The following is a 25,080-nucleotide window of genomic DNA, read 5'->3' on the forward strand; positions in this document are numbered from 1 at the left end:
ATGACTGCAGAGGCTGTTGAAACTGTAGAAACCCCCGCGGCCGGCACTGGCCGCGTGGCACGTGTCACCGGCGCCGTCGTCGACGTGGAGTTCTCCGTCGAGACGATGCCGGACATCTATAACGCGCTCAAGGTCGACGTGACCCTCGGCGGCCAGACCAGGACCCTGACCCTCGAGGTGGCCCAGCACCTGGGCGACAACCTCGTCCGGGCCATCTCCATGCAGCCGACCGACGGCCTGGTCCGCGGCCAGGCGGTGACCGACACCGGCGGCCCGATCTCGGTGCCCGTCGGCGACGTCGTCAAGGGCCACGTGTGGAACGCGCTGGGCGAGACGCTCGACGTGCCGACCTCGTCGCTCAAGATCGAGGAGCGGTGGGGCATCCACCGGCCGTCGCCGCCCTTCGACCAGCTCGAGTCCCGCACCGAGCTGCTGGTCACCGGCATCAAGGTCATCGACCTGCTCACCCCGTACGTGCAGGGTGGGAAGATCGGTCTGTTCGGCGGCGCGGGCGTCGGCAAGACCGTTCTGATCCAGGAGATGATCCGCCGCGTCGCCCGTAACTTCGGCGGCACCTCGTGCTTCGCCGGGGTCGGCGAGCGCACCCGTGAGGGCAACGACCTCTGGCTGGAGATGGAGGAGGCGGACGTCCTCAAGGACACCGCGCTCGTCTTCGGCCAGATGGACGAGCCGCCGGGCACCCGGCTGCGGGTGGCGCTGTCCGCGCTGACCATGGCGGAGTACTTCCGCGATGTGCAGAAGCAGGACGTGCTGCTGTTCATCGACAACATCTTCCGCTTCACGCAGGCCGGTTCCGAGGTCTCCACGCTGCTCGGCCGCATGCCGTCCGCGGTGGGTTACCAGCCGACGCTGGCCGACGAGATGGGTGTGCTCCAGGAGCGCATCACCTCGACGCGTGGTCACTCGATCACCTCCATGCAGGCGATCTACGTGCCCGCGGACGACATCACCGACCCGGCCCCGCACAACGCGTTCGCGCACCTCGACGCGCAGACCGTGCTCTCGCGGCCGATCTCGGAGAAGGGCATCTACCCGGCGGTGGACCCGCTCGACTCCTCCTCCCGGATCCTCGACCCGCAGATCGTGGGCGAGGAGCACTACCGGGTGGCCCAGGAGACCAAGCGGATCCTGCAGAAGTACCGCGAGCTCCAGGACATCATCGCCATCCTCGGCATCGACGAGCTCTCCGAGGAGGACAAGGTCACCGTCCAGCGGGCCCGCCGCATCGAGCGCTTCCTGTCGCACCCGATGTACGCGGCCGAGGCCTTCACCGGCCAGCCGGGCGAGACCGTGCCGCTGGACGAGACCATCGCCTCGTTCAAGGGGCTGTGCGCGGGCGAGTACGACCACCTGCCCGAGCAGGCGTTCTTCATGGTCGGTGGTATCGACCAGGCCGTGGCCAAGGCCAAGGAACTCGAGCGCCGCTAAACCGCCCTCTTATGGTGGTGGCGCGGCGGCCGGCCGTGCCACCACCTGATCGGAAAGGAACCTACACCAGTGGCTAAGCTACGCGTAGGGGTTGTCTCACCCGAGCGTGAGATCTGGTCGGGCGAGGCCGACATGGTGATTGCCAAGACCGTGGACGGCGAGATCGGTATCATGCCGCAACACGCACCCGTGCTCGGCGTCCTCGTCGAGGGCGGCGTGCTGCGCGTGAAGCGGGAGGGTGAGTCCGACCTGGTCGCCGCGGTTCACGGGGGCTTCATCTCCGTGGCCGACGACGAGGTCTCGGTGCTCGCGGAGGCGGCCGAGCTCGGTTCCGAGGTCGACGTCGCCGCGGCCCGTGACGCTCTCGACCGCGCGCAGGCCTCTGTCGAGGCCAACCAGGAAGACGCCGACGCGGCGCTCGAGGCCAAGCGGGCTCGGGCACGGCTGCGTGCGGCGGGCGAAGAGGTCTGACTTACACGAGCCTTTGGGGGGCGGCATGGTGGCAACGTTGGTGATCTGCGCGCTGCTGGCCGCCGCCCTGGTGGGCGCGCGGGTGTTCATGGTGGCTCGCCGCGGCAACGTACCGTGCCGCCTGAAGGCGGGCGACGGGGGGTGGCGTGCCGGAGTGGCACGCTATGCCGACGGAGAACTCCACTGGACCCCGCTCCTGGGTGTGCGACTGAGGCCGCGCCACGCGATCGCGAGGCGCGGCCTCGTCGTTTCCGGGCGCAGAGAGCTCGACAACGGGCTGTACGCCGTCGACTGCTCCGGCTCGACCCGTGACGTCTCGCTGGCGATGAGCGCCGACGCCCTGACCGGTTTCCTGGCCTGGCTGGAGTCGGCGCCGCCGAGCGCCTATCTGGACGTCGCCTGACCGGCTAGCGGGTGCCGCCGGGCTTCCAGAGGATCTCGTCGCCGTCGTGGGCGACCCTGCACAGGATGAAGAGCAGGTCCGACAGCCGGTTGAGGTAGGTGGCGGTCAGCGGGTTCATGTCGTCGTGCTCGTGCAGTGCCGCCCACGTGGTGCGCTCGGCGCGGCGGACGGTCACGCGCGCCAGGTGGAGCGCGGCGGTGGCGGGGTCGCCGCCCGGCAGGATGAAGCTGCGCAGCGGCTTGAGCCGCTCGTTGAAGAGGTCACACTGCTCCTCCAGCCAGTCGATGTACGACTGCTCGACCCGTAGCGGCGGGAACTCCGGATTCTCGGTGATCGGGCTGGACAGGTCGGCCCCGAGGTCGAACAGCTCGTTCTGGACGCGCCGCAGCACCGGTACGAGGTCGCCGGGCAGGGTGTCGTGCGCCAGGGCCAGCCCGAGATGGGCGTTGGCCTCCTCCACGTCCGCGTAGGCGGCCAGCCGCGGATCGGTCTTCGAAGTCCGGCTCATGTCGCCGAGCGTGGTGGTGCCGTCGTCCCCCGTGCGGGTGTAGATACGGGAGAGGACGACCGGTTTGTCCTTGTCTGCGCGCGTCATGTGCTCAGCGTAATGACAAATGTCATCCGGAACGGACGCGGATCACACCCCAGGCTGCTGATTTCCACGACTACCAGGCGAATGCCGCACGCGCCACGATCTATCCATGACGAAGGAGAGGACCTGATGCTCGAGATAAGCGGGCTGCGCAAGCGCTTCGCCGGAGGCCCCGGGGCGCCCGAGGGAAAGCAGGCCCTGGACGGGATCGGCTTCACCGTCCGGCCGGGTGAGATGTTCGGGTTCGTGGGCGCGAACGGCGCGGGCAAGTCGACGACCATGCGGATCGTCATGGGCGTGCTCAAGGCCGACGCCGGCACCGTGAGCTGGCGCGGCGAGCCCATGACGCACGCCGACCGCCAGCGCTTCGGCTACATGCCGGAGGAGCGCGGCCTCTACCAGAAGATGCGCGCGGGCGAGCAGATCGAGTACTTCGGCCGGCTGCACGGGATGAGCCAGGCCAACGCGAAGAAGGCCACCGAGGACCTGCTGGAGCGGCTCAGCCTGACGGACCGCAGGAACTCCAGCGTGGAGTCGTTGTCGCTGGGCAACCAGCAGCGCGTCCAGCTCGCGGTGGCGCTCGTGCACGACCCCGAGCTGCTGATCCTGGACGAGCCGTTCTCCGGTCTCGACCCGATCGCGGTCGACGCGCTGGCCACGGTGCTGCAGGAGCGGTGCCGCGGCGGGGTGCCGGTGATCTTCTCCAGCCACCAGCTCGAACTGGTGGAGCGGCTGTGCGACTCCGTGGGCATCGTCTCCGCGGGCCGGATGGTGGCCAGCGGCACGGTCGACGAGCTGCGCGCCGCCGAGGGCGGCATGCTGCGGGTCGTGGTCCGCGACCCGGCCCCCGGGTGGGCGGACGGCCTGCCGGGTCAGGTCGACGTGCAGGGCAACCGGCACGTGCTGGTCACCGAGGACGGCGACGACCAGGACATCCTGCGCCGGGCCATCAAGGCGGGACACGTCGAGCACTTCGGGGTCGAGCAGCCGACCCTCACCGAGATCTTCAAGGAGGCCGTGGCGTGAACGGGATGATGCTGGTCGCGCGGCGGGAGATCACGACGCAGATACGGACCCGGTCGTTCGTCATCAGCCTGCTGGTCACCGTCGTGGTGGTGGGAGCGCTGGCGTTCGCGCCCAAGCTGTTCGACCGTCCTGACTCGTACACGATCGGCACCGTGAACTCGCAGCAGCTGCCGCTGGAAGCGGCGGCGCCGGACATCGAGTTCGAGTGGCGCAGCTTCCCCGACGAGGCCGCGGCCACGCGGGCCGTGCTCGACGGGGACGTGGACGCGGTCCTGGTCGACGGGGCCAAGGTGTTCACCGACGGGCAGATCGAGACCGAGCTGGGCGTCCTCCTGCAGAGCACGCACCGCGAGGCGAAGCTGGGCGCGGCCGGGGTGCAGATCGCGCCCCTGCAGATGGAGTCCGTCGGCGCGGACACCCGCTACCAGGCGGCCAGGACCGGCATCGCCGTGGTGCTGGTGCTGGTGCTGTTCATGCTCATCCTCGGACAGGTCATGATGGTCGCCATGGGCGTGGTGGAGGAGAAGGGCAGCCGGATCGTGGAGATCCTGCTCAGCTCGGTGCGCCCGTGGCAGCTCCTCGGCGGCAAGGTCATCGGTCTGGGCGTGCTCGGGCTGATCAACCTCGGCGCGATCCTGGTGGCCGGCATCGGCGCCTCGTTCGCCTCCGGGTTCGCCGCCGACTTCCCGCCGGGCATGACGGGCATCGTGGCCGGGGTCCTCGTCTGGTTCGTGCTCGGCTACGCGTTCTTCGCCACGCTGGGCGCCGCGCTGGCCTCTCTGGTGTCGCGCCAGGAGGAGGTCGGCAACGTGATGTCGCCGATGACCATGCTCATCATGGCGGCCTACTTCGTGGCCTTCTACGCGACCACCGACCCCACCGGCACCCTCGCCACGATCGTCTCGTTCGTCCCGCCGTTCTCCTCGATGGTGATGCCGGTGCGGATGGCGGCCACCGAGGTGCCCCTCTGGGAGGTCGCCGCGTCCGCCGGGCTCATGGTGCTGGCGGTGCTGGCCATCCTGGCCTTCGGGGCCAAGGTGTACGAGCGCGCCGTCCTGCGTACCGGGGCCAGGGTGAAACTCGGCGAAGTGCTGCGCGCGAAGTAATGAACGAGATCGACCGGGCGCGACGCAAGACCTGGTGGATGCTGGCGACCCTGGTGGCCTTCCTGTGGCTGTTCACGGGCACCCGCGTGGTCTTGTCGGCGCTCAACGGGGTGCCGCTTCCCTGGGCGCGCACCGTGCCCGCGATGATCTTGATGGCTGGTTTCACCTGGGTCTACCTGCGCATAAGCGCGGCACTGACCGAGCGCCGGTACCCCGTCCGTGAGGTGGCGGTGGCCGGGGCGACGGCCGTCGTGACGGCGGCCGTCGGCGGCGCGGACCCGATGTCCTTCGGCTTCGTCCTGGTCGCCTGGTTGTCGGTGGCCTCGCTGGAGGTGCCGTCCAGGGTGGCCGCCCTGATGGCGGCGGGCACGTTCGCCACGGGCGTGGGGCTGGCCTACGTCACCTACCTGAGCGATCCGGGCTTCCTGCTGGGCGGCGACTTGAGCGTGGGCCGGAACCTGCTGTACCTGGCCCTCCTCTACGGGGTGTTCTGCGCCGCCTTCCCTCCCACGAACCGGGTGTGGATGTGGCTGCTGGCGCTCACCATCCAGGCGCACGAGGGCAGAGAGGCGCACACCCGCCTGGCCCTGGCCGAGGAGCGGCTGCGCTTCTCCAGGGACCTGCACGACCTCGTGGGGCACCGGCTGTCCGCGATCGCGGTCAAGGCGGGGCTCGCGGTGCGGCTCTCGGACCAGGACGCGGCGGCGGCCAGGTCGCAGATGGCCGAGGTCAACGAGCTCACCAGGACGGCGCTGCGCGAGCTGCGGCAGGCCGTGCGCGGCTACCGCGAGCTTGACTTGACCGCCGAGCTGAATAGCGTGAAAGACGTACTCGAAGCGGCGGGCATCGCGTGCCACACCCGGCTGCCCTACCGTGACCTGCCGGGCGAGGTGGCGCCGGTGTTCGCCTACGTGGTGCGCGAGGCGGTGACCAACGTGCTCAAGCACAGCACCGCCACCCGCTGCGACATCCTCCTGCGGTTCACCGAGGACGAGGCCGCGCTGCGCGTACACAACGACGGCGCCGGCACGCTGGACGGTGCGGGGACCGGTAGCGGGCTGCTGGGGCTGGAGGAGCGGGTGGCCGCCGTGGGCGGCGAGCTCACCGCCGGGCCCGACGGCGACGGGGGGTTTCTGCTCACCGCTGTCGTGTCCTTGCCCGTACGTGGGTAGGGGGCATATATCCCCATGGAGGAGGTGGCATGCGCGTCCGGGGCAATCTCAAGGGTCAGGTGGTGCGGCTCGGCGCCCGGCTCGACGCGGGCACGTCGGCGGGAGTGCGCGAACGCCTGCACGAGGCGGTCGAGTCCGGCGCCGGCGACCTGATCCTCGACCTTTCCGAACTGGAGATGATCGACGCCACCGGCCTCGGCGTGCTCGTGGGCACGCACAGGCTCGCGCTCGACATAGAGCGCCGCGTGGTGCTGCGGGCGGTGCCGCCGCGGATCATGCGGATCCTGGCGGTGACCCGGCTGAACCGGGTCCTCCACGTCGAAGCGCACACCGCCGCGGTGGCGTGAATCCGTATTTCGCCGGATTCGGACGTTGAATAACGGGGGGCCGCAAATTGCGGAGGGCGGCCGTTACGGTGTCAGCGCCCGGAGGAAGAGATGCACGGCCACGCCCACGAGTTCGTCGAGCTCCGGCGGCCGGTCGGCCAGCAGCCATTCGATGAGCAGCTCCTGAAGGCCGCCAATTACCCCCAGCGCCACCAGCCGCCGATTCACCCCCGGCGCCTGCGGGAAATCGGCCCAGGCTTCCTCCACGAGCCCGGCGAAGGAGTCGATGGCGCGCTGCCGCGACATCATCAGCACATCGCCGGATCTGCGCACCTCCACATGCATGATCCGGGCCCTGCGCCAGTCGGCGGTGGTGAACTCGATATAGGCCCGAATTCCCGCCCTGATCCGGCCGTCCAGCGTGTTGGGCGCGTCCTGCACGGCCTTCGACACCACGGCGAGGCTTTCTTCGACGCAGCGCTCGTGCAACGCCTGTAAGAGTTCCTCCCGGCCGCCGAAACATTCATAGAAGGCGCGGTTGGAGATCCGCGCCTCGGAGCACAGCCTTTCGATCGTCGTGGCCGCGAAACCAGGCTTCGCGTATAGCGTGTAGGCGGCTGTCATCAGCCGCTCGCGTCTGTCGGCCAGCCTTTGTTCCGCTGACATCCCCCGGTAAGACCGGTTCACATTCCACCCGTCCAACATGATCGTGGCCCCCGAGCACACAATTATGGATGGATGATCGGATTGTGGAAAGGGCGGGCAGTTTACCTCTTACGTCGTCCGTGCAAGAACGTGACAAGTCTGATCAGCCGCTCAAGCTCGTCAGGCTGCCGGGAGAACGAGGTCAGCCGCATTCCGGGCACCGGGAAGCGCTGCCGCGCGATGGCCTTGGCGCGGGCGAACTCACGCAGCCCGTCGGCGCCGTGGATGCGCCCGAAACCGGAGTCGCCCGTACCGCCGAACGGCAGCGAGGCCACGCTCGCGAACGAGATGACCGAGTTGACGGACGCCATCCCGGTGCGCATCGCGCGCGCCAGCGCCATCGCCCTGCGCCGGTTCCCGGAGAACACCGTGCCGGCCAGCCCGTACGCCGTGTCGTTGGCCAGCTCCAGCGCCTCCTGCGCGTCCTTGGTGCGGCGCACCGTGATCGTCGGCCCGAACGTCTCCTCGCGCACCGCCGGTGAGTCCTCGGGCACGTCCTCCACGATCACCGGGTCCACGTACGGCGGCCGCACCGAGTCGGGCCCGCCCGCGACCGTCCTGCCGGACTTGGTGGCGTCGTCGATGTGCCGCTTGATGATGTCGAGCTGCCCCGGCATGGTGATCGGTCCGTAGTGCTCGCCCGCCTTCACCGTGGCGGCCCGCTCCGACAGCGCCCGCATGAACGGCTCGTACACGGCGTCGACCACGTACACCCGCTCCACGCCCACGCAGGTCTGGCCGGCGTTCGACAGTGCGCCCCACAGGCACGCGTCCGCCGCCGCCTCGACGTCGGCGTCGGCGTCGACGATGAACGCGTCCTTGCCGCCGCACTCCGCCACCATCGGCGTCAGGTTCTCCGCACAGGCCGCCATGACCCGCTTGGCCGTCGCCGTCGAACCGGTGAAGGCGATCTTCTTCACCCGGGGGTCCCGCGCCAGGGCCGCGCCCGTCTCGCCCAGCCCCGTCACCGTCTGGAACACCGGCCGCTCCGGCACCGCCTCCGCGAACAGCTCCGCCAGCCGCACCCCCACCCCGGGGGTGAACTCGCTCGGCTTGAACACCACCGCGTTGCCCGCCGCGAGCGCGTACGCGATCGACCCCATCGGGGTGAACACCGGGTAGTTCCACGGCCCGATGACCCCGACCACGCCCAGCGGCAGGTACTCCAGCGTGGCCGACAGGTTGGCGCCGACCATCCCGGGGGAGACCCTGCGCGGCCCCAGCACCTTCCGCGCGTTGCGGGCGGCCCAGTCGATGTGCGTGATCGCCAGCACGATCTCCAGCGTGGCGTCCGCGACCGGCTTGCCCGTCTCCTCGTGCACCAGCGCGGCCAGCTGCCGCAGCTCGCGCGTGACGACCGCCTTGTAGTCGAGCAGCCTGCGCCTGCGGCCCGCGTGTCCCAGCCCTTCCCACCACTCGGCGGCCTCCTGCGCCCGGGCGACGGCCTCGCGCACGGCCTCGGCGTCGTGCTTGGGGTGACTGGCGACGACCGTTCCGGTCGCGGGATTCAGGGAGTCGAATGTGAGCGTCGTCATGACGCCAACATAGAACGGTAAGCCGTCGCTTACTAGCGGGCCGGCGGCTCAGAAGAGCGTCGGGTTCTCCGGCTCGATGCCGCGCAGCGCCTGGTAGTCGAGCGTGACGCACTCGATGCCGCGGTCGGCCGCCAGCACCCTGGCCTGAGGCTTGATCTCCTGGGCGGCGAACACCCCGCGCACCGGGGCCAGCAGCGGGTCGCGGTTGAGCAGCTCCAGGTAGCGGGTGAGCTGCTCGACGCCGTCGATCTCGCCACGGCGCTTGATCTCGACCGCCACCGTCGCGCTCTTGGCGTCGCGGCACAGGATGTCGACGGGGCCGATGGCCGTCATGTATTCACGCCGGATGAGCGTGTAGCCCTCGCCGAGAGTGGTGATGTGCTCGGCGAGCAGCTCCTGCAGGTGGGCCTCGACGCCGTCCTTGATCAGCCCGGGGTCGACGCCCAGCTCGTGGGAGGAGTCGTGGAGGATCTCGGCCATCGTCAGGACCAGCTTCTCGCCGGTCTTGCCGTGGGTGACGGTCCAGGTCTCGCCGTCCTCCTTGAGCTTGCACGGCGGGTTCATCCAGTTGAGCGGCTTGAAGGCGCGGTCGTCCGCATGGATCGACACGCTCCCGTCCGCCTTGATGAGCACGAGCCTCGGCGCCATCGGGAGATGTGCCGTGAGCCGTCCGATGTAGTCGACGCTGCATCGCGCGATGACCAGCCGCATGAGGGTCCACCCTAGCGGCTCTGTAAAACTACAAGCATGGCGTTTGAAATGGTGGGAGTGGTCGGGCTCGGCACGATGGGTGCCGGGATCGCGGAAGTGTTCGCCCGGGGCGGGCTGCGGGTCATCGGGGTGGAGGCCGACGCCGACGCGCTCGCCCGCGGCCGGGGCCACCTGGAGAGATCGACGCAGCGCGCGGTCGACCGGGGCAAGCTGGCGGCCGGTGACCGCGACGAGGTCCTGGGCCGGATCACGCTCACCACCTCCCGCGAGGACCTGCGCGAGGCGGACCTGGTGGTCGAGGCCATCCCCGAGGTGCTCGGCTACAAGACGGCGCTGATGAACGACCTCGACGGGATCTGCAAGCCGGAGACGGTGCTGGCCACCAACACCTCCTCGCTGTCGGTCACCGCGATCGCCGCCGCCACCGGGCGGCCCGGCCGGGTGGTGGGCCTCCACTTCTTCAACCCGGCGCCGGTCATGCGGCTGGCCGAGGTGGTGCGCACGGTCGTGACAGACGACGACGTGGTGCCGGCGATGCGCGAGCTGGCCGTACGGCTCGGCAAGACGGCGGTGGTCGTCGGCGACCGCGCCGGGTTCGTGGTGAACCGGCTGCTCCTGCCGTACCTCAACCACGCCGCCGTGCTGATGGAGCAGGGCGTGGCCGGGCGCGACGACATCGACGCGGCGATGCGCGACGGCGCGGGGCTGCCGATGGGCCCGTTCCAGCTGCTCGACCTGATCGGGCTCGACACCGCGTACGAGATCATGGGCGTGCTGTTCGACGAGACCCGCGACCGCCGCCACGCGCCCGCGCCGGTGCTGCGCGAGCTGGTCTCGGCGCGGCTGCTGGGGCGCAAGAGCGGGCGCGGCTTCTACGGCGACGAGCCCCGGCCGCACGAGCCCGCCAAGTCCTCGGTGATCACGTTCGACGTCGCCGGGCAGGGCGGCGACGAGCTGGCCGAGCGGCTGGGCACCGCCGGGTTCAAGCGGTCGGCGGAGCCCGACGTGCTGCTCCGGATGGCCGACCGGCCGGTGATCGAGCACGCCGTCCAGCTGTCCGACCCGTCGCGGCTGGTCGGTGTCCACGTGGTGGGCGGCCGGGTGGCCGAGGTCGTCTCCACGGTCCTCACCTCCCCGGAGGCGGCCTTCGCGGCCGCCGACCTGATGAAGGTGATCGGGCTGGCCCCGGTGGCCTGCAAGGACCGGGCCGGGTTCGTGGTGGACGCGCTGCTCTACCCGTATCTCAACGACGCCGTGCGGATGTACGAGTCGGGCTACGCCCCGATCGACGAGATCGACTCGGCCATGCGGCTCGGCTGCGGCTACCCCGCCGGGCCGTTCGAGACGCTGGAGTCCGTCGGCCTGGACGTGGTGCGCGACGGGCTGCGGGCGCTGTACGCGGAGTACCGCGAGCCGGCGTTCGCCCCCGCGCCGCTGCTCGACCAGCTCGTCACGGCGGGCGTGCGCACCTTCCCGCGGCCATGAGCCCGCGCCGCGCCCGGCGCAAGGAGCCCGCCCGGCCCCCCGTCTTCCCGCGCAGCTCCGACCGGGTGGAGGAGTGGCCGGACGGTGAGTGGAAAGTACGCTCACTCACCGGCGGGACCTCCACCAAGGACTACCGCTGTCCCGGCTGCGACCAGGAGATCCGGGGCGGCCAGCCGCATCTGGTCACCTGGCCCGACTGGCCGGGCGGCGAGGACGAGCGCCGCCACTGGCATCCGGTGTGCTGGCGCAAGAGACTGGACCGCGGCCCGGGCCGCAGCCGCTACTGACCGGCTCGTACCCGATCGACGAAGGAGCGACGTGGAAATTCGCGCGGCGACCGTGCTGCCCGCCCGGCGTGAGCCGATCGAGCTGCACACCGGCGACGGCCTGACCCTGGTGGGCGAGCTCGCCCTGCCCGAGGACCGGCCGCCGGCGGCGACCCTGGTGATGCTGCACCCGCTGCCGACCCACGGCGGCTTCATGGACAGCCATGTCTACAAGAAGGCCGCCAACCGCCTGCCCGCGCTGGCCGATCTGGCGGTGCTGCGCTTCAACACCCGCGGCACCTCCTCCGACCGGGGCACCTCCGAGGGCACGTTCGACGGTGGCGAGGACGAGCGGTTCGACGTGGCGGCGGCGCTGGAGTACGCCGAGTTCCACGACCTGCCCCGGGTCTGGGTGGTCGGCTGGTCCTTCGGCAGCGAGCTGGCGCTCAAGTGGGGGCACGACCCGCTGGTCGAAGGCGCCATCCTGCTGTCCCCGCCGCTGCACCGGGCCAACGAGACCGACCTCGACGCCTGGGCGCGGTTCGGCCGGCCGCTGATCGCGCTGGTGCCCGAGTTCGACGACTACCTGCGCCCCGACGAGGCCAGGCGCCGCTTCGCGCGGGTGCCGCAGGCCGAGGTGGTCGGCGTCGAGGGCGCCAAGCACCTGTGGGTGGGCGAGCCGTACGTGCGCGTCGTGCTGAACGAGATCGTCCGCCGCGTCGTCCCCGACCGGCACCCCCTCCCCACCGAGGTGTGACCGTCATAGAATCTCGTTCGGTCCGTACGGAGGAGGCAACATGGGCGCGTTCGCTCTCGACGGCAAGAAGGCTCTGGTCACCGGGGCGTCCAAGGGCATCGGCAAGGCGATCGCGCTCGCGTACGCCGAGGCGGGCGCCGACGTGGCGCTGACCGCGCGGTCGGCCGACGCGCTGGCCGAGGTGGCCAAGGAGATCCAGGCGCGCGGCCGCGAGGCCGTGGTCATCCCCGCCGACCTGACCGACAGGGACACCGCCGCCGCCGTCGTGCGCGAGGCCGTCGCCGGGCTCGGCCACCTCGACGTGGTGGTCAACAACGCGGGCGGGTCCAACTTCCTGGTCGAGTTCAAGGACCTGCGGCTGGCAGGCTGGGACAAGATCATGCGGCTCAACCTCGACTCCGCCATGGCCGTCTGCCACGCCGCCGCGCCCCACCTGCTCGGCCGCGGCAGCGGGTCCGTGATCAACATCGCCTCCGCGGCCGCGCTCGGCGCGCCCTTCCTGGCCCCGTACGCGGCCGCCAAGGCCGGTCTGGTGGCCCTGACCAAGACGCTGGCCCTGGAGTGGGCGTCGGCGGGCGTACGGGTCAACGCGCTGTGCCCCGGCTGGACCGCCACCGACCTCAACCGCAACCTGTGGGACGACGAGAGCGGCGGCCAGGCGACGGTGGCGAACGTGCCGATGCGCCGCTGGGCCACGGTGGAGGAGATCGCCCAGCCGGCCGTGTTCCTGGCCAGTGAGGCCTCGTCCTACATGACCGGCCAGATGATGATCGTCGACGGCGGCCTCACCACCGCCTGACGAACCGGACGGACCATTCACCGCATATCGGCACCGGCTGTGGAGTGATTGTCGCGGGGAACCGGGCTACCGTGAGGTCCGTGCAGCTCTACACGAGAACAGCCGGGACCGGGCTCCCGGTCGTACTGCTCCACGCGTTCCCGCTCTCGTCGGCCATGTGGCTGGCCCAGCGGGAGGGGCTGGCCAGGGCGTGCCGGGTGATCACCCCCGACCTGCGCGGCTTCGGCGGATCGCGGCTCGGCGACGACGAGCCGTCACTCGACCTCATGGCCGACGACGTCGCCAGGGTGCTCGACGGGGAAGGCGTCGAGCGGGCCGTCATCGGAGGGTTGTCGATGGGCGGTTACGTGACCATGGCGTTCTGCCGCCGCCACCCCGACCGCGTGCTGGGCGTCATCCTGGCCGCCACCAAGGCGAGCCCCGACGCCGCGCCCGCCCGCGACAACCGCGAGCGCATCGCCCAGGCGGTGCTCGCCGACGGCAGCGGCGTGCTGGTCGAGGAGGTGCTCCCTGGCCTGATCGGGACCACCACCAAGCAGCGCAGGGCCATGGTGTTCGGCCGGGTCAAGGGGCTGGTGCAGTCGGCGCCGCCCAAGGCCGTGGCCTGGGCGCAGCGCGCGATGGCCGCGCGGCCCGACTCCTTCGACACGCTGGCCGCGCTCAAGGTGCCCGCGCTGGTGCTGGTGGGCGACGAGGACGAGCTGGCGCCGCCGGCGGACGCCCGGGCCATGGCCGGAGCGGTGCAGGACGGCCGGCTGGAGGTCATCTCCAAGGCCGGTCATCTGATCGCCGTCGAGCAGCCCGAGGCGTTCAACGCCGCCGTCGAGCGCTTCCTCAGCTCTGAGCTTGCCGGGGTATCACGATCTCACGAATGATCAGGGCGATCGCGGCGGCCACCGGGATGGCCAGCAGCGCGCCAACGATGCCGAGCAGCGTGCCGCCCACCAGGGCGGCGATCACGGTCACCGCCGGGGTCACGTCGACCGAGCGTTTCATCACCTTCGGATAGATGACGTAGTTCTCGATCTGCTGGTAGATCACGAAGAAGATCGCGCAGGCGATGCCGGCGGGGAGCGAGCCGAGCAGCGCGACGCCGGTCACCACCACGGCCCCGATCGTGGCGCCCACCAGCGGGATCAGGTCGGTCAGGGCCACCACGAGGGAGAGCGCGAGCGCGTACTCCACGCCCAGGATCGACAGGAAGATCCACGTCAGCACGCCGGCGATGAGCGAGATGAGGATGTTGCCGGCGACGTAGCCGCCGATGCCGCCCAGGATCTCCTCGGCGATCGCCCCGGTACGGTCGCGGCGCGAGGCGGGGACCAGCTTGAGCAGGTAGGCCTTGATCGTGTGCAGCGAGCCGAGGAAGTAGAGCATGAGCACCAGCAGCGTCACCGTGGTGAACAGGCCGTCGATCACCACCAGCCCGGCTCCCACCACGCCGGTGGCCAGCGACGGTCCGAGCGTGCTCGTGACGAACGTGGCCAGCTGCGGCAGGATCTGGTAGTCGGCGTCGAGCTCGCGCAGCGTCGGGTGGCTGCTCAGCTCGCGGATGTAGCCGGGCACGGCCGCCACGAAGTCGGCGAGCTCCTGGCTGACCGGCGGCACCACGGCCAGGCCGAACAGCACGAACGCCACGATCACCGCGGCGAACACGGACGTGATCGCCCACCGCCTGGCCAGGCCGCGCCGCTGCAGCGCCTCCACCGCCGGGTTGAGCCCGACGGCCAGGAACATCGCCACCACGATCATGATGATCACGCTCAGCGAGCTGACGACCATCTGCGCGATCGCGATGGCGGTGAGCACGCCGAGCCCGCCGGTCAGCCCGAACAGGAACGGGCCCCGGGCCAGCGGCTTCCCCGGCATCCCGTACGAACCCAGGGCGATCCCCGCCGGAGCGTCGCCGGGGATGACGGTGTGCGCGCTCTGCTCCGGGCTCGGGAGGGAGTCCGCTCCGGCGGGCTCGGCTGCTGCGGTCACGGGGTCTCCTGCACGAGGGGGGCGCACAACGAGAGAGAGCCTAGCGACCTTGGTCGCCAGGCTCTCTCCGGTTATGCGATCGATCCCCGTGCAGCCGGCCCGGGACGCCCCTCGTGCCGGCCTACTCCTGCCACCACTCGGCGTCGTCGTCGGACTTGCTCTCGGCCTTGGCGGGAGCCGCCGGGGCGGCCACCGGGGCCGGGCGGTCGTCGACCGACGCGGCGGCGATGGCCGGCTTCGGCGGGGCCGCGGTGACGGCGGGGTCGGGGTCGAGGCCCGGCAGCGCCGCGCCGCCGAGCAGCTGGCGCAGCTGGGCGAGGTGGCTGGTGATGCTGTCGCGCTGGCGGGTCAGCTCGTCGACCTGGCGCTGCATCGAGGTGCGGGTGCGCTCGGCTTCGTTCTTCGCCTCGGTGACGATGGTCTCGGCGCTGCTCTTGGCCTCGGCGACGATCTGCTCGGAGTTCTTGCGCGCGTTGGCGACCAGTTGCTTGGCGTGCAGGTCGGCCTCGCGGCGGGTCTGCTCGGCCTGCTGGGTCGCCTTCGTGGCCCGGGACTCGGCGGTGGCGGCGCGCTGCTCGGCCTCGGCCACCAGCTTCTGCGTCGCGGCCTGGGTGGCGGCGTGGCGCTCGGCCTCCTGGCGCTCTGCCTCCTCACGCCGGGCGGCGAGCTGGATCTCGAACTCGGCCTCGTCCTGCGCCCGCTTGGCCTCGGACTCCTCCAGCACCCGCTGAGCCTGCGCGCGCATCTCGTCGGCCTGCCGCTTGGCGGTGGTCAGGACCTCGTCGCGCTCGCGCTTGGTCGAGGCGCGCAGCTGGGCGACCTCGCGCTCGGTGGTGGTGCGCAGCTTGGCGATCTCGCGCTCGGCGTCGGCCCGCTTCTCCGCGACCTCGTGGTCGGCGGTGGCGCGGAGCTTGGCCACCTCGCGCTCGGTGGTCGCCGTCAGCTCGTCGGACTCGCGGCGGGCGGTCGAGCGGATCTCCTCGGCGTCGCGCTCGGCGCTGGTGCGCATCTCCTCGCTCTCGCGCGTCGCCTGCGCCCGCTTCTCGGCCGCCTCGGCCTCCGCGGCGGCGCGCAGGTCGGCCGCCTCGACCTTGGCCGTGGCCTTGATCTCGTTGGCCTCGGACCTGGCCGCCTGGACGAGCTCCGTGGCCTGTTCTTCCGCCAGGCGGAGCAGCTGTTCGATACGGGCGCCGAGACCGGAGTAGGTGGGCCGCTCCTGCTCCTGCAGCTGGCGCTGGGAGTCGGAGAGCTCGCGCTGCAAGGACGTGGTCTGCTCGCGAGCCTGGCGCAACTCGGCGTCGAGCTGCTTCAGGTGGTCGTGGACCTGATGCCGGTCGTAACCTCGGAGCACCACGTCGAACTCGCGGGCTGGTGCGTCCTCGAAGAAGTTGTTGAGCTGGGCGTCGATGTCGGACTGCATGGAGGCTCGATCCTGGGTTGTCGAGACGGCTACACGGGCCGGACGGGGGGTTCGGGGCATCCGAGCCTGGAGCCCGTGCCTCGGGGCAGGCTCCATGTCCGGTGGAAGGCCAGCGTACTCCGCCGATGCCGAGTACGAAGCCCCGTCCGGGTTTCTGCGCGACTAGTTACTTATGAACGATTTTTGCGTTTGCTAACTCTTGGCGGCTTGCACCAACTCGGTCAGCATTCCTCCCACGTCCTTGGGGTGCAGAAACGCGATCTTGGAGTCCATGGAACCGTGACGGGGGCGCTCGTCGAGCAGCCGGACGCCCTTGTCGCCGATCTTAGACATCGCCTCCGCGACGTCCGGGACGCCGAACGCCACGTGGTGCACTCCCTCACCCCTCTTGGCGAGGAATTTCCCCACGGGGGAGTCGGGCGAGAGCGGCTCGAGCAGCTGGATGTAGGAGCCGCCGCCGTCGGCGTCGGCGATGCGCAGCATGGCCTCCTTCACCCCCTGCTCCTCGTTGACCTCGCGGGCGACCACCTCCAGCTCGAACAGTTCAGAGAAGAGCGCGATCTTCTCTTCGAGGTCGTTGCACGCGATCCCGATGTGGTCGATGCGCATGAACATGTGGGCCACCTCCATAGCGAACACCCTGCTACCGATAGGTATGGTGTCAAAGAGCTCCCCTCGTGTGCACAGGAGGCCCCGCATGTCTGGTTCCGTCATCGTCGCCGGAGCGCGTACCCCCATCGGAAAACTGCTCGGCTCGCTGTCCGGCCTGAGGGCGGTGGACCTGGGCGCCATCGCGGTCAAGGCCGCGCTGGACCGTGCCGGGGTGGCGCCGGAGGCCGTCGAGTACGTGATCCTGGGCCAGGTGCTGCAGGCCGGGTCGGGTCAGCTCCCCTCCCGCCAGGCGGCGGTCAAGGCCGGCATCCCGATGACGGTCCCGTCCATCACGATCAACAAGGTGTGCCTGTCGGGCCTGGACGCCATCGCCATGGCCGACCAGCTGATCCGCGCGGGCGAGTTCGACATCGTGGTCGCGGGCGGCATGGAGTCGATGACCAACGCCCCGCACCTGCTGCCCGGCATGCGCAAGGGGGTCAAGTACGGAAGCGCCGAGATCCTCGACTCGATGGCCCATGACGGCCTGTTCTGCGCGTTCGACCAGTGCGCGATGGGCGAGTCGACCGAGCGCTACAACACGCGGCTGGGCATCGGCCGCGAGGAGCAGGACGCCGTGTCGGCCCGCTCCCACCAGCTCGCCGCCGCGGCGGCCAAGAACGGCGCGTTCGAGCCGGAGATCGTGCCGGTGGAGATCCCGCAGCGGCGCGGCGAGCCGCTGGTGGTCAAGGACGACGAGGGCGTGCGCGGCGACACCACCGCCGAGACGCTGGCCAGGCTGCGGCCCGCGTTCGCGGCCGACGGCACCATCACGGCCGGTTCGGCGTCGCAGATCTCCGACGGCGCCTGCGCGGTGGTGGTGATGTCCAAGGCCAAGGCCGAGGAGCTGGGCCTGGAGTGGCTGGCCGAGATCGGCCGCCACGGCAACGTGGCGGGCCCCGACTCCTCCCTGCAGTCGCAGCCGGCCAACGCCATCAAGCACGCCCTGGCCAAGCAGGGGCTGAGCCCGCAGGACCTGGACCTGATCGAGATCAACGAGGCGTTCGCCAGCGTGGTGATCCAGTCGGTCAAGGAGCTGGGCGTGCCGATGGACATCGTGAACGTCAACGGCGGCGGCATCGCGCTCGGCCACCCGATCGGCGCGTCCGGCGCCCGCATCGTGCTCACCCTCGCCCACGAGCTGAAGCGGCGCGGCGGCGGCGTCGGCGCCGCGGCCCTGTGCGGCGGCGGCGGCCAGGGTGACGCGCTGATCATCAGCGTGCCGAAGAACGCGTAACACCCGCGCCCGCTCCCCTGGGTTCGGGGAGCGGGCGCGCCGGTGCGTGTCGCTATGGGGGGAGATGCGCCCGGCCGCGAGGGAGGGTGCGGCCGGGCGTCCTTGGCATGGTCATGACTCGCGCAGCAGGCCGAAGAGAGAGCGGTGACGGCGCTCGGGCTTGCGCGCCCTGGCCGCCGCGCGGGCCAGCCGGCGCTCGGCGGCCTCCTGGCGCAGCTCGCGCGCCCGATGCTGCATGACGGTGTACTCGAACTCGGCGTTCATGAGAGTGCTCCTCGTGGTCGTTTCTCCGCACTCTCAAGATTCGTCCTAAGGCCCGTGGCGGCACATCGGGCGGATGCCTTATCTCCCGGCCTCAGCCGTGGCCGGCCCGCGTCTAAGGGTGCCTAAGGCTCGTCCGCGAACTTGACCGTGACCTTGGTGAAGCCGAGCGACTTCAGCATGCCCTCCAGCATGGTCCGGGTGTTGGCGTCGGCCCGGGCCCGCAGGTCGCTGGAGGCGGCCGCCTCGGCGATCTTGCGTTCGGCGAGCACGTACAGCTCCCGCTGGTCGGCCGGAGAGCCGGACAGGAAGTCCTCCACCCGGTCGAACAGCCCCCGCCGCTGGGCGAAGACGTAGGAGCGCTCGTTGTCCAGGTTGGGCTTCTCCAGTTGGGCGCGGGGGAGGGTGACCGTGACCGCGGTGCGGTCCTCCGACACGGTCAGCGCGTCGCCGGCCAGGCCGGCGAAGTCGACGTACGCGTCCACGCCGCCGGCGCCGACGAAGAGGGTGCGGGTGCCCTTGACCGCGTCAGGCAGGAAGTTGGCGTCCTTCTCCAGGTCGACCACGACCTGGAAGGTGCCCGTCGCGGCCTCGAACCTGCTCAGGTCCTTGATCGATTCGAGCAGCACCGGCTGGCTGCGGTCGACGGTCTGCGTGCCCATGGGATTGAGCCAGGACCAGGCCAGCCGCCCGGCCACCACCAGCAGGACCGCCACGACCAGCAGCCCCGCCACATATCGCCACGTGCGGCGCCGGCGAGGAGAGACCGCCGAGGGCGCCGTCTGCGAAGTCGTCATGCCCCCTGACTACCCCCGGATCGATCATCTGTGCCAGCCATGAGGTGACATCTCCGGTCCCCAGTTCGGCGAGGGGTGCCCGCTCGGGTCAGGGTAGACCGGGTAGACCTGTGGGGCGCTCTCCTGGTGCACCTGCGTGGCCACCGGGGTGGCGGCCTGGGGCGGAGTGCCGGCCGGGCCGCCGCCGAAGTGGGTGGCCGACAGCTTGCAGGCCTGGAAGTCGCTGAAGAACATGCGCAGCCACTCGCGGCGCTGGTGCTCGTTGAGGCCGGAGAACCAGGCGGCGGCGTACTCGTGCTCCAGCAGCGGCCCCCCGGGCAGCGGCTCGCCGCGCAGCCAGGCCGTCACGATCTCGCGGTAGCCGTCGGCCGGCCTGCCGGGACACCGGGCGGCCAGAGCCTCGACGTACTCGTGCACGGCCTCCTCGGCGAACCCCGCCGACAGGTCCGGCACGTGGATCGGCGCCAGCCCGTTCGAGGGCTTGAGCGGGTCGTCCAGTGGCCGCTGCTCCACCCGGGTGAACGCGGCGGGCGTCTCGGCCAGGCGGGAGGCGATCTCGGTGAAGGCGGCGCCGAGCTCGGTCAGCCCGCCCCGCATGCCGGGATGGACGCAGACCGTGATGGGCCACTCCTGACAGCTGTAGGCGATGTCCTGGGCGGCCGCGGGCCGCGGCTCGCCGAGCACCCGCGCCACGCCCGTGCCGGCCGCCAGCACCGCCAGCAGCGCGAAGGCCAGCACCACGGCCTGCCGGGTGACCAGCGCGGCCCAGCCCAGCAGCAGCGCCCCGGTCACGCCGAGCAGCCAGATGATCTGGTTGACGAAGACGGTGCCGCTCAGCCCCTGGAACAGGTCGTACGGCTCGCCCGTACCGGGTGCGAGACGGTCGGCCCAGCCGTCGCCGTCGGCGACCCAGCTGAACAGGGCGTAGCAGCCCAGCCCGGCCAGCGGCGCGGTCGGCGCGTACGGCAGCACCCAGCCGGCCACCCACCCGATCACCGAGTAGAGGGCCAGCCCCGCCATGCCCATGCCCAGGCCCGTCAGGCTGAGCCGGCCCGCCTGCTCGGTGAGCACCGTCTTGACGGCCAGCACCAGCACGGTCGCGGCGAAGGAGCCCAGCACCACCAGCACGATCGCCAGCGGCGCCTTCAGCGCGCGCCAGGTCGTCAGCGGCAGGTCGCGCGAGGCCCGGCGCTTGCGCAGGGCCACCCAGGCGGCGAAGGCGGCGGCGACGGGCCCGGTCAGCCTGAGCGAGCCGATGACCGCCGCCACGATGTTCTCCCACGCGTCCACGCCGGGGATCAGGACGCTCCACGCCGCGACCAGGCCGAGCGCGAGCAATACGGCCACCGTGACGGCCGCGCCCTGCTTCAGCTCCTCGCGTGAAACGCCCCCGTGCTCACGCACGCGTCATCCCAATGAAGTTCATCAAAAGCACCCCCCGTGCCCCGTCGGCGACAGGGGGAGCCGGCAGTCCGGCCGGTCCCCACACGGCTGATGGACTTGGCTCCCCCGTCACCATTCGATGCGAGAACCATAACGGAGCGTGATGAAGGACGCCCGGATTCTTGGCCAAGCGGAGAATGCGATTGCGCTCCGTAAGCAGACGAAACTGGACGAGCAGCGCGCTAACGTATCTGCGTGTCGCAGCCCAAGCCGCTCAACCTGCCGTTCGACCCCATCGACCGTGCCGCGGAGACCTGGCGCGATCACTTCGGGCCCTCGTCCGCCATGGCCGCCGTCACGTCGATCATGAGAGCCCACCAGATCCTGCTGTCCCAGCTCGACTCGCTGCTGAAGCCGTACGACCTGACCTTCGCCCGCTACGAGGCCCTGGTGCTGCTGACCTTCAGCAAGACCGGGGCGCTGTCGCTGTGGAAGATCGGCGAACGGCTGATGGTCCACCCGACGAGCGTCACGAACACCGTCGGCCGGCTGGAGAGGTCCGGGCTGGTGCGCCGCCTGCCCAACCCGCGCGACGGCCGGGGCGTGCTGGCGGAGATCACCGAGGCCGGTCGCGACGTCGTGCGGCGCGCCACGGGCGATCTCATGACCGCCGAGTTCGGCCTGGGCATGTACGCCGAGAGCGAGCTTGGCCGGATGTTCGACCTGCTGCGCACGCTGCGGGTGGCGGCGGGTGACTTCTCGGTCCCCCCGATGGGGCAAGATGAGGAGCATGGCGGACTTCTCTAGGCCCGGATCGCTCTACGGAGCGGTCGATCTGGGCGCACGTAAGCAGGCTCTGGAGGCGCAGGCCCGGCGGGAGACCGGTGGTGCCCAGGCAGCCTCATCGGCCTCGGTCGTCGACGTGACCGAGGAGACGTTCACCACCGACGTCATCGACCGCTCGATGAGCGTGCCCGTCGTGCTCGACCTGTGGTCGCCGCGGGCGCCCGGCAGTGCCCAGCTCAGCCCGGTGCTGGAGAAGGTCGTCGGCGACCTGGGCGGCAGGGCCGTGCTCGCCAAGGTCAACGTCGACGGCAGCCCGCAGATCGCGCAGGCGCTGCGCGTGCAGGCCGTGCCGACCGTCCTGGCGATCTTCCAGGGGCAGGCCGTCACCGGCTTCCAGCAGGTGCTGCCCGAGCCGGAGGTGCGTCGCTGGCTCGACGAGCTGATGGCCGCGGTGGAGCAGTTCTACCAGGCCAACCCGGGGGCCAGGCCGCCCGCCGAGGGGCCGGGCGAGCCGGAGGCGCCGCCCGCCGACCCCGACCTGGTCGCCGCCGAGCAGGCCATCGACCAGGGCGACCTCGACGCCGCCGCGGCCGCCTACGAGCGACTGCTCGCCCGCGTGCCCGGCGACGAGGACGCCAGGATGGGGCTCGCCGGCGTCAGGCTGATCAAGCGCACGTCCGGCGCCGACCCGGAGGACGTGCAGCGCCGTCTGCAGGACCCCGCCGACATCGACGCGCACCTGCTGGCCGCCGACCTGGAGATGCTGTCCGGCTCCGTCGACCAGGCGTTCGAGCGGATCATCGCGGTGGTCAAGCGCACCTCCGGCGACGACCGCGACAAGGCCCGCGTCCACCTGCTGGGTCTGTTCGAGACGCTGCCGGCCGAGGACCCGTCCCTCGCGAAAGCCCGGCGAGCGCTGGCGAGCGCCCTGTTCTAACCTGAAGGTGTGCGAGTCGTCACAATTTCGGCGACCTACGGCACCGCCGGCCACCAGGTGGGCCCGGCCGTCGCCGAGCGGCTGGGCGTGCCCTTCGTCGACCGGGCGATCCCCGGCGCCGTCGCCGGAGAGCTGGGCTGCACCCTCGAGGAGGCCCTGACCTACGACGACCGCGCCGAGCACGGCCTCGGCCGCCTGCTGTCGGGGACACTGCGGCTGCCGACCGTGACGTTCGGCGGCGTCGACATGTACGTCCCGGGCCCGCTGCCGCACGCGCCGGAGGAGTTCGTCCGGCGCACCGAGCAGGTGCTCCGCGACACCGCCCGCACCCAGGGCGGCGTCTTCCTGGGCAGGGCGGGGGCGATCGTGCTCGCCGATCTGCCCGGGGCGCTGCACGTACGGCTCGACGCCCCGCTGGAGCGGCGGGTCCGTCAGGCGGCCCGGCTGGGCGCGACGACCGAGCGGGAGGCCCGCAAGGTCATCGAGGACAACGACCGCGCCAGGAACGCCTACGTCCGCCACTTCTACCGCGCGGACCCGTCCGATTGCTGCCTGTATCACCTGGTGATCGACAGCACCGTGCTCCCGGTGCCGGTGTGCGCCGACATGATCGTCATGGCGGCCGAGGCGCTGGCTTGACCCGAACACCCCTAACATGGGAGCACTTCATGGGCAGGCGCGAAGGAGCGATTGACGTGGCGACCGTCCCCAGTGTGTCGTACTCCATCACCGTGCGGCTGGAGGTGCCGGCCGGGGGCAAGGCCGTCAGCCAGCTCACCCACGCCGTAGAGTCGGCGGGGGGCGTCGTGACCGCCCTCGACGTCACCAACGCCGGCCACGAGAAGCTCCGGATCGACGTCACCTGCGCGGCCCGCGACACCGACCACGCCCAGGCCATCGTCGACCAGCTCGAAGCCGTCGAGAGCGTGGTCATCCACAAGGTCTCCGACCGGACCTTCCTCATGCACCTCGGCGGCAAGATCGAGATGCAGTCGAAGGTGCCGCTGCGCAACCGTGACGAACTGTCCATGGCCTACACGCCGGGCGTGGCGCGGGTGTCCATGGCGATCGCCCGCAACAAGGAGGACGCGCGCCGTCTCACCATCAAGCGCAACACCGTCGCCGTCGTCACCGACGGCTCGGCCGTGCTCGGGCTGGGCAACATCGGGCCGGAGGCGGCGCTGCCGGTGATGGAGGGCAAGGCGGCGCTGTTCAAGCGGTTCGCCGGCATCGACGCCTGGCCCATCTGCCTCGACACCCAGGACGTCGACGAGATCGTCCGGACCGTCCAGCTCCTCGCCCCCGGCTTCGGCGGCATCAACCTCGAAGACATCGGCGCCCCGCGCTGCTTCGAGGTGGAGCGGCGGCTGCGCGAGCTGCTCGACATCCCGGTCTTCCACGACGACCAGCACGGCACCGCCATCTGCGTGCTGGCCGCGCTCACCAACGCCCTGCGCGTGGTCGACAAGAAGCTGGAGGACGTGCGCATCACCATGGCGGGCGCGGGCGCGGCGGGCAACGCGGTGCTGCGGCTGCTGCTGGCGGCGGGCGCGCGCAACGTGATCGTCTGCGACTACCGCGGCGCGGTCTGCCGCACCCGCGACGACCTCGACGACTCGCTGCGCTGGATCGCCGAGCACACCAACGCCGAGGGCTACTCCGGCGACCTGCGCGGCGCGGTCAAGGGCGCCGACGTCTTCGTGGGCGTGTCGGCGCCGGGCATCCTCACCGGTGACGACATCGCCGCCATGGCGCCGGGCGCCGTGGTGTTCGCGCTGGCCAACCCCGAGCCCGAGGTGTCGCCCGACGAGGCCCGCGAGCACTGCGCGGTGGTGGCCACCGGGCGCTCCGACTACCCCAACCAGATCAACAACGTGCTGGCGTTCCCCGGCGTCTTCCGCGGTCTGCTCGACGCGCAGGCCACCGAGGTCACGGAGGAGATGCTCCTGGCCGCGGCCCGCGCCCTCGCCGCCGTGGTGACGACGGAGGAGCTGGGGCCCAACTACATCATCCCGAGCGTCTTCCACCCGGACGTGGCGGGCGCGGTCGCGGCGGCGGTCCGCGAGTCGGCGGGCGGCCGCGCCCGCGGCTTCACCGAGGCCTGACCCCACCCTCCCGGGCCGGGCCGCGGATCCTCACGGGTCCGGGCGCGGCCCCTTCCCGTGCCCGCGAGCGTGTCATGCCCGCGGGCGGCGGCCATCGCTCGCCCTCCCGGGCGGGTCGGTCATGCCCGTCCGGCGGCGCTCTCATCGAGTACGCGCCCATGCCCTGGTGAAGCAGAGCGAAAGGAGAGTCGATGGAATTAGGGTCCCGCTTGGCGGGAACGGTCCGTCCCGGCGGACGCACGGCGAAGGTTCGCGCGGCGGTGCTCCAGGCCACCCAGGACGAGCTTGCCGAACGCGGCTTCCACCGCCTGACCATGGACCAGGTGGCCAGCAGGGCGGGCATCGGCAAGACGACCATCTACCGGCGCTGGGGCACCCGCGTCCGCCTGGTCACCGATCTCATGAGGGAGCTGGCCGAGCGGTCCCTGCCGCCTCCCGGCGCGGGCTCGGTCGAGGACGTGCTCATGGCCAGCGCCAGGTCCGTGCTGGAGTCGCTCACCGACCCGCACCTCGGCGTCACCCTCCAGGCGGTCATCGCGGCCGCCGTCTCCGACGAGGAGGCGGCCGGCGCGCTGCGCGCCTTCTACGACCGGCGCATCGGGGAATGGGCCCGGTTCGTGGACGCCGCGGTCGACCGCGGCGAACTGCCGCCGGGCACCGACGGGGCGGAGCTGATCCGCGCCGTCTCGGCGCCCCTCTACTACCCGCCGGTGGGCG

At 71.1% G+C, this 25,080-nt stretch carries 28 protein-coding genes; 18 read left to right on the plus strand and 10 right to left on the minus strand.

Annotation, left to right across the window (positions count from 1 at the left end; genetic code table 11):
• The 3 genes from atpD to KME79_RS39910 all read left to right on the plus strand — a co-directional run bounded on the left by atpD (position 1) and on the right by KME79_RS39910 (position 2,323).
• On the plus strand, positions 1 to 1,449 hold the full coding sequence (gene atpD, locus KME79_RS39900; protein ID WP_219551055.1) for a F0F1 ATP synthase subunit beta: 1,449 nt from the start codon (positions 1 to 3) through the stop codon (positions 1,447 to 1,449).
• 69 nt (positions 1,450 to 1,518) lie between these two features.
• On the plus strand, positions 1,519 to 1,920 hold the full coding sequence (locus KME79_RS39905) for a F0F1 ATP synthase subunit epsilon (RefSeq protein WP_148033909.1): 402 nt from the start codon (positions 1,519 to 1,521) through the stop codon (positions 1,918 to 1,920).
• Positions 1,921 to 1,945: 25 nt separating this feature from the next.
• Entirely contained in the window at positions 1,946 to 2,323 is a 378-nt protein-coding gene (locus KME79_RS39910) for a DUF2550 domain-containing protein (RefSeq protein ID WP_219551057.1), read from the plus strand.
• A 4-nt stretch (positions 2,324 to 2,327) separates the two neighbouring features.
• Here KME79_RS39910 and KME79_RS39915 read toward each other — a convergent pair whose 3' ends face one another.
• A complete protein-coding gene (locus KME79_RS39915; protein WP_148033907.1) occupies positions 2,328 to 2,918 on the minus strand; it encodes a cob(I)yrinic acid a,c-diamide adenosyltransferase in 591 nt (196 codons plus the stop codon).
• Between the two features lie 126 nt (positions 2,919 to 3,044).
• Between KME79_RS39915 and KME79_RS39920 the strand changes: the two genes are divergently transcribed.
• From KME79_RS39920 to KME79_RS39935, 4 genes are read left to right on the plus strand one after another with little or no spacing between them, the layout of a single operon-like run.
• Complete coding sequence (locus tag KME79_RS39920) at positions 3,045 to 3,941, plus strand: ABC transporter ATP-binding protein (protein WP_219551059.1); 897 nt, start codon at positions 3,045 to 3,047, stop codon at positions 3,939 to 3,941.
• Positions 3,942 to 3,946: 5 nt separating this feature from the next.
• Positions 3,947 to 5,047, plus strand: coding sequence for an ABC transporter permease (locus tag KME79_RS39925; protein WP_246641218.1), 1,101 nt, complete (start codon positions 3,947 to 3,949; stop codon positions 5,045 to 5,047).
• Positions 5,047 to 6,219: a sensor histidine kinase gene (locus tag KME79_RS39930; RefSeq protein ID WP_219551061.1), complete on the plus strand. Its 1,173-nt coding sequence runs from the start codon at positions 5,047 to 5,049 to the stop codon at positions 6,217 to 6,219. Before KME79_RS39925 ends, KME79_RS39930 begins: the two co-directional genes overlap by 1 nt.
• 29 nt (positions 6,220 to 6,248) lie before the next feature.
• Positions 6,249 to 6,566, plus strand: coding sequence for an STAS domain-containing protein (locus KME79_RS39935; RefSeq protein WP_219551063.1), 318 nt, complete (start codon positions 6,249 to 6,251; stop codon positions 6,564 to 6,566).
• Positions 6,567 to 6,629: 63 nt separating this feature from the next.
• Here KME79_RS39935 and KME79_RS39940 read toward each other — a convergent pair whose 3' ends face one another.
• From KME79_RS39940 to nucS, 3 genes are all read right to left on the minus strand, one after another.
• A complete protein-coding gene (locus KME79_RS39940; RefSeq protein ID WP_246641212.1) occupies positions 6,630 to 7,169 on the minus strand; it encodes a TetR/AcrR family transcriptional regulator in 540 nt (179 codons plus the stop codon).
• 143 nt (positions 7,170 to 7,312) lie between these two features.
• Entirely contained in the window at positions 7,313 to 8,785 is a 1,473-nt protein-coding gene (locus KME79_RS39945) for an aldehyde dehydrogenase family protein (RefSeq protein ID WP_219551066.1), read from the minus strand.
• 48 nt (positions 8,786 to 8,833) lie between these two features.
• Positions 8,834 to 9,496: an endonuclease NucS gene (gene nucS, locus KME79_RS39950; RefSeq protein WP_148033900.1), complete on the minus strand. Its 663-nt coding sequence runs from the start codon at positions 9,494 to 9,496 to the stop codon at positions 8,834 to 8,836.
• 36 nt (positions 9,497 to 9,532) lie between these two features.
• Here nucS and KME79_RS39955 point away from each other — a divergent pair, with 36 nt between their 5' ends.
• From KME79_RS39955 to KME79_RS39975, 5 genes are all read left to right on the plus strand, one after another.
• Complete coding sequence (locus KME79_RS39955) at positions 9,533 to 10,981, plus strand: 3-hydroxyacyl-CoA dehydrogenase family protein (RefSeq protein ID WP_219551068.1); 1,449 nt, start codon at positions 9,533 to 9,535, stop codon at positions 10,979 to 10,981.
• Positions 10,978 to 11,268 carry an Rv1322 family protein gene (locus tag KME79_RS39960; RefSeq protein WP_148033898.1) on the plus strand — a complete coding sequence of 97 codons (291 nt, stop codon included), beginning with the start codon at positions 10,978 to 10,980 and terminating at the stop codon, positions 11,266 to 11,268. Before KME79_RS39955 ends, KME79_RS39960 begins: the two co-directional genes overlap by 4 nt.
• Positions 11,269 to 11,299: 31 nt before the next feature.
• Positions 11,300 to 12,004, plus strand: coding sequence for an alpha/beta hydrolase (locus KME79_RS39965; RefSeq protein WP_219551070.1), 705 nt, complete (start codon positions 11,300 to 11,302; stop codon positions 12,002 to 12,004).
• Between the two features lie 40 nt (positions 12,005 to 12,044).
• Positions 12,045 to 12,803, plus strand: a complete 759-nt coding sequence (locus KME79_RS39970; RefSeq protein ID WP_219551072.1) for an SDR family NAD(P)-dependent oxidoreductase — start codon at positions 12,045 to 12,047, stop codon at positions 12,801 to 12,803.
• A gap of 80 nt (positions 12,804 to 12,883) precedes the next feature.
• Positions 12,884 to 13,678 carry an alpha/beta fold hydrolase gene (locus KME79_RS39975; RefSeq protein ID WP_219551074.1) on the plus strand — a complete coding sequence of 265 codons (795 nt, stop codon included), beginning with the start codon at positions 12,884 to 12,886 and terminating at the stop codon, positions 13,676 to 13,678.
• Here KME79_RS39975 and KME79_RS39980 read toward each other — a convergent pair.
• The 3 genes from KME79_RS39980 to mce form a co-directional block, all read right to left on the minus strand.
• The gene (locus KME79_RS39980) at positions 13,638 to 14,786 is read right to left on the minus strand and encodes an AI-2E family transporter (protein WP_219551076.1); all 1,149 of its coding nucleotides are present in this window, start codon (positions 14,784 to 14,786) and stop codon (positions 13,638 to 13,640) included. The two genes, KME79_RS39975 and KME79_RS39980, sit on opposite strands and share 41 nt — an antisense overlap.
• Before the next feature lie 121 nt (positions 14,787 to 14,907).
• Complete coding sequence (locus tag KME79_RS39985; RefSeq protein ID WP_219551078.1) at positions 14,908 to 16,206, minus strand: DivIVA domain-containing protein; 1,299 nt, start codon at positions 16,204 to 16,206, stop codon at positions 14,908 to 14,910.
• 192 nt (positions 16,207 to 16,398) lie between these two features.
• Entirely contained in the window at positions 16,399 to 16,821 is a 423-nt protein-coding gene (gene mce, locus KME79_RS39990; protein ID WP_219551080.1) for a methylmalonyl-CoA epimerase, read from the minus strand.
• Positions 16,822 to 16,903: 82 nt separating this feature from the next.
• Between mce and KME79_RS39995 the strand changes: the two genes are divergently transcribed.
• Entirely contained in the window at positions 16,904 to 18,094 is a 1,191-nt protein-coding gene (locus KME79_RS39995) for an acetyl-CoA C-acetyltransferase (RefSeq protein ID WP_219551082.1), read from the plus strand.
• 111 nt (positions 18,095 to 18,205) lie between these two features.
• Here the strand turns inward: KME79_RS39995 and KME79_RS40000 are convergent, their stop codons facing one another.
• The 3 genes from KME79_RS40000 to KME79_RS40010 all read right to left on the minus strand — a co-directional run bounded on the left by KME79_RS40000 (position 18,206) and on the right by KME79_RS40010 (position 20,556).
• Positions 18,206 to 18,358 carry a hypothetical protein gene (locus KME79_RS40000; RefSeq protein ID WP_187281349.1) on the minus strand — a complete coding sequence of 51 codons (153 nt, stop codon included), beginning with the start codon at positions 18,356 to 18,358 and terminating at the stop codon, positions 18,206 to 18,208.
• 122 nt (positions 18,359 to 18,480) lie between these two features.
• Entirely contained in the window at positions 18,481 to 19,152 is a 672-nt protein-coding gene (locus KME79_RS40005) for a DUF4230 domain-containing protein (protein WP_148033891.1), read from the minus strand.
• A gap of 24 nt (positions 19,153 to 19,176) precedes the next feature.
• Positions 19,177 to 20,556: a hypothetical protein gene (locus KME79_RS40010; protein ID WP_148033890.1), complete on the minus strand. Its 1,380-nt coding sequence runs from the start codon at positions 20,554 to 20,556 to the stop codon at positions 19,177 to 19,179.
• A gap of 234 nt (positions 20,557 to 20,790) precedes the next feature.
• Between KME79_RS40010 and KME79_RS40015 the strand changes: the two genes are divergently transcribed.
• The 5 genes from KME79_RS40015 to KME79_RS40035 form a co-directional block, all read left to right on the plus strand.
• The gene (locus tag KME79_RS40015) at positions 20,791 to 21,342 is read left to right on the plus strand and encodes a MarR family winged helix-turn-helix transcriptional regulator (RefSeq protein ID WP_219551084.1); all 552 of its coding nucleotides are present in this window, start codon (positions 20,791 to 20,793) and stop codon (positions 21,340 to 21,342) included.
• A complete protein-coding gene (locus KME79_RS40020; RefSeq protein ID WP_219551086.1) occupies positions 21,326 to 22,258 on the plus strand; it encodes a tetratricopeptide repeat protein in 933 nt (310 codons plus the stop codon). Before KME79_RS40015 ends, KME79_RS40020 begins: the two co-directional genes overlap by 17 nt.
• Positions 22,259 to 22,267: 9 nt before the next feature.
• Complete coding sequence (locus tag KME79_RS40025; RefSeq protein WP_219551088.1) at positions 22,268 to 22,897, plus strand: cytidylate kinase-like family protein; 630 nt, start codon at positions 22,268 to 22,270, stop codon at positions 22,895 to 22,897.
• A gap of 56 nt (positions 22,898 to 22,953) precedes the next feature.
• Positions 22,954 to 24,363: an NAD-dependent malic enzyme gene (locus KME79_RS40030; protein ID WP_148033886.1), complete on the plus strand. Its 1,410-nt coding sequence runs from the start codon at positions 22,954 to 22,956 to the stop codon at positions 24,361 to 24,363.
• Between the two features lie 191 nt (positions 24,364 to 24,554).
• Positions 24,555 to 25,080, plus strand: a 526-nt coding sequence (locus tag KME79_RS40035; RefSeq protein ID WP_219551090.1) for a TetR/AcrR family transcriptional regulator, incomplete at its 3' end; no start/stop codon positions are given.

Origin of the sequence: Nonomuraea harbinensis, assembly GCF_019396385.1 — a bacterium.
Classification (GTDB): Bacteria; Actinomycetota; Actinomycetes; order Streptosporangiales; family Streptosporangiaceae; genus Nonomuraea; species Nonomuraea ferruginea.

Excerpts from the sequence above, each read along its gene's own strand:
- atpD (WP_219551055.1), top strand. The coding sequence starts at position 1 with ATGACTGCAGAGGCTGTTGAAACTGTAGAAACCCCCGCGGCCGGCACT.
- KME79_RS39910 (WP_219551057.1), top strand. The coding sequence starts at position 1,946 with ATGGTGGCAACGTTGGTGATCTGCGCGCTGCTGGCCGCCGCCCTGGTG.
- KME79_RS39915 (WP_148033907.1), bottom strand. The coding sequence starts at position 2,918 with ATGACGCGCGCAGACAAGGACAAACCGGTCGTCCTCTCCCGTATCTAC.
- KME79_RS39920 (WP_219551059.1), top strand. The coding sequence starts at position 3,045 with ATGCTCGAGATAAGCGGGCTGCGCAAGCGCTTCGCCGGAGGCCCCGGG.
- KME79_RS39925 (WP_246641218.1), top strand. The coding sequence starts at position 3,947 with ATGATGCTGGTCGCGCGGCGGGAGATCACGACGCAGATACGGACCCGG.
- KME79_RS39930 (WP_219551061.1), top strand. The coding sequence starts at position 5,047 with ATGAACGAGATCGACCGGGCGCGACGCAAGACCTGGTGGATGCTGGCG.
- KME79_RS39935 (WP_219551063.1), top strand. The coding sequence starts at position 6,249 with ATGCGCGTCCGGGGCAATCTCAAGGGTCAGGTGGTGCGGCTCGGCGCC.
- KME79_RS39940 (WP_246641212.1), bottom strand. The coding sequence starts at position 7,169 with ATGACAGCCGCCTACACGCTATACGCGAAGCCTGGTTTCGCGGCCACG.
- KME79_RS39945 (WP_219551066.1), bottom strand. The coding sequence starts at position 8,785 with ATGACGACGCTCACATTCGACTCCCTGAATCCCGCGACCGGAACGGTC.
- nucS (WP_148033900.1), bottom strand. The coding sequence starts at position 9,496 with ATGCGGCTGGTCATCGCGCGATGCAGCGTCGACTACATCGGACGGCTC.
- KME79_RS39955 (WP_219551068.1), top strand. The coding sequence starts at position 9,533 with ATGGCGTTTGAAATGGTGGGAGTGGTCGGGCTCGGCACGATGGGTGCC.
- KME79_RS39960 (WP_148033898.1), top strand. The coding sequence starts at position 10,978 with ATGAGCCCGCGCCGCGCCCGGCGCAAGGAGCCCGCCCGGCCCCCCGTC.
- KME79_RS39970 (WP_219551072.1), top strand. The coding sequence starts at position 12,045 with ATGGGCGCGTTCGCTCTCGACGGCAAGAAGGCTCTGGTCACCGGGGCG.
- KME79_RS39985 (WP_219551078.1), bottom strand. The coding sequence starts at position 16,206 with ATGCAGTCCGACATCGACGCCCAGCTCAACAACTTCTTCGAGGACGCA.
- mce (WP_219551080.1), bottom strand. The coding sequence starts at position 16,821 with ATGTTCATGCGCATCGACCACATCGGGATCGCGTGCAACGACCTCGAA.
- KME79_RS39995 (WP_219551082.1), top strand. The coding sequence starts at position 16,904 with ATGTCTGGTTCCGTCATCGTCGCCGGAGCGCGTACCCCCATCGGAAAA.
- KME79_RS40000 (WP_187281349.1), bottom strand. The coding sequence starts at position 18,358 with ATGAACGCCGAGTTCGAGTACACCGTCATGCAGCATCGGGCGCGCGAG.
- KME79_RS40005 (WP_148033891.1), bottom strand. The coding sequence starts at position 19,152 with ATGACGACTTCGCAGACGGCGCCCTCGGCGGTCTCTCCTCGCCGGCGC.
- KME79_RS40020 (WP_219551086.1), top strand. The coding sequence starts at position 21,326 with ATGGCGGACTTCTCTAGGCCCGGATCGCTCTACGGAGCGGTCGATCTG.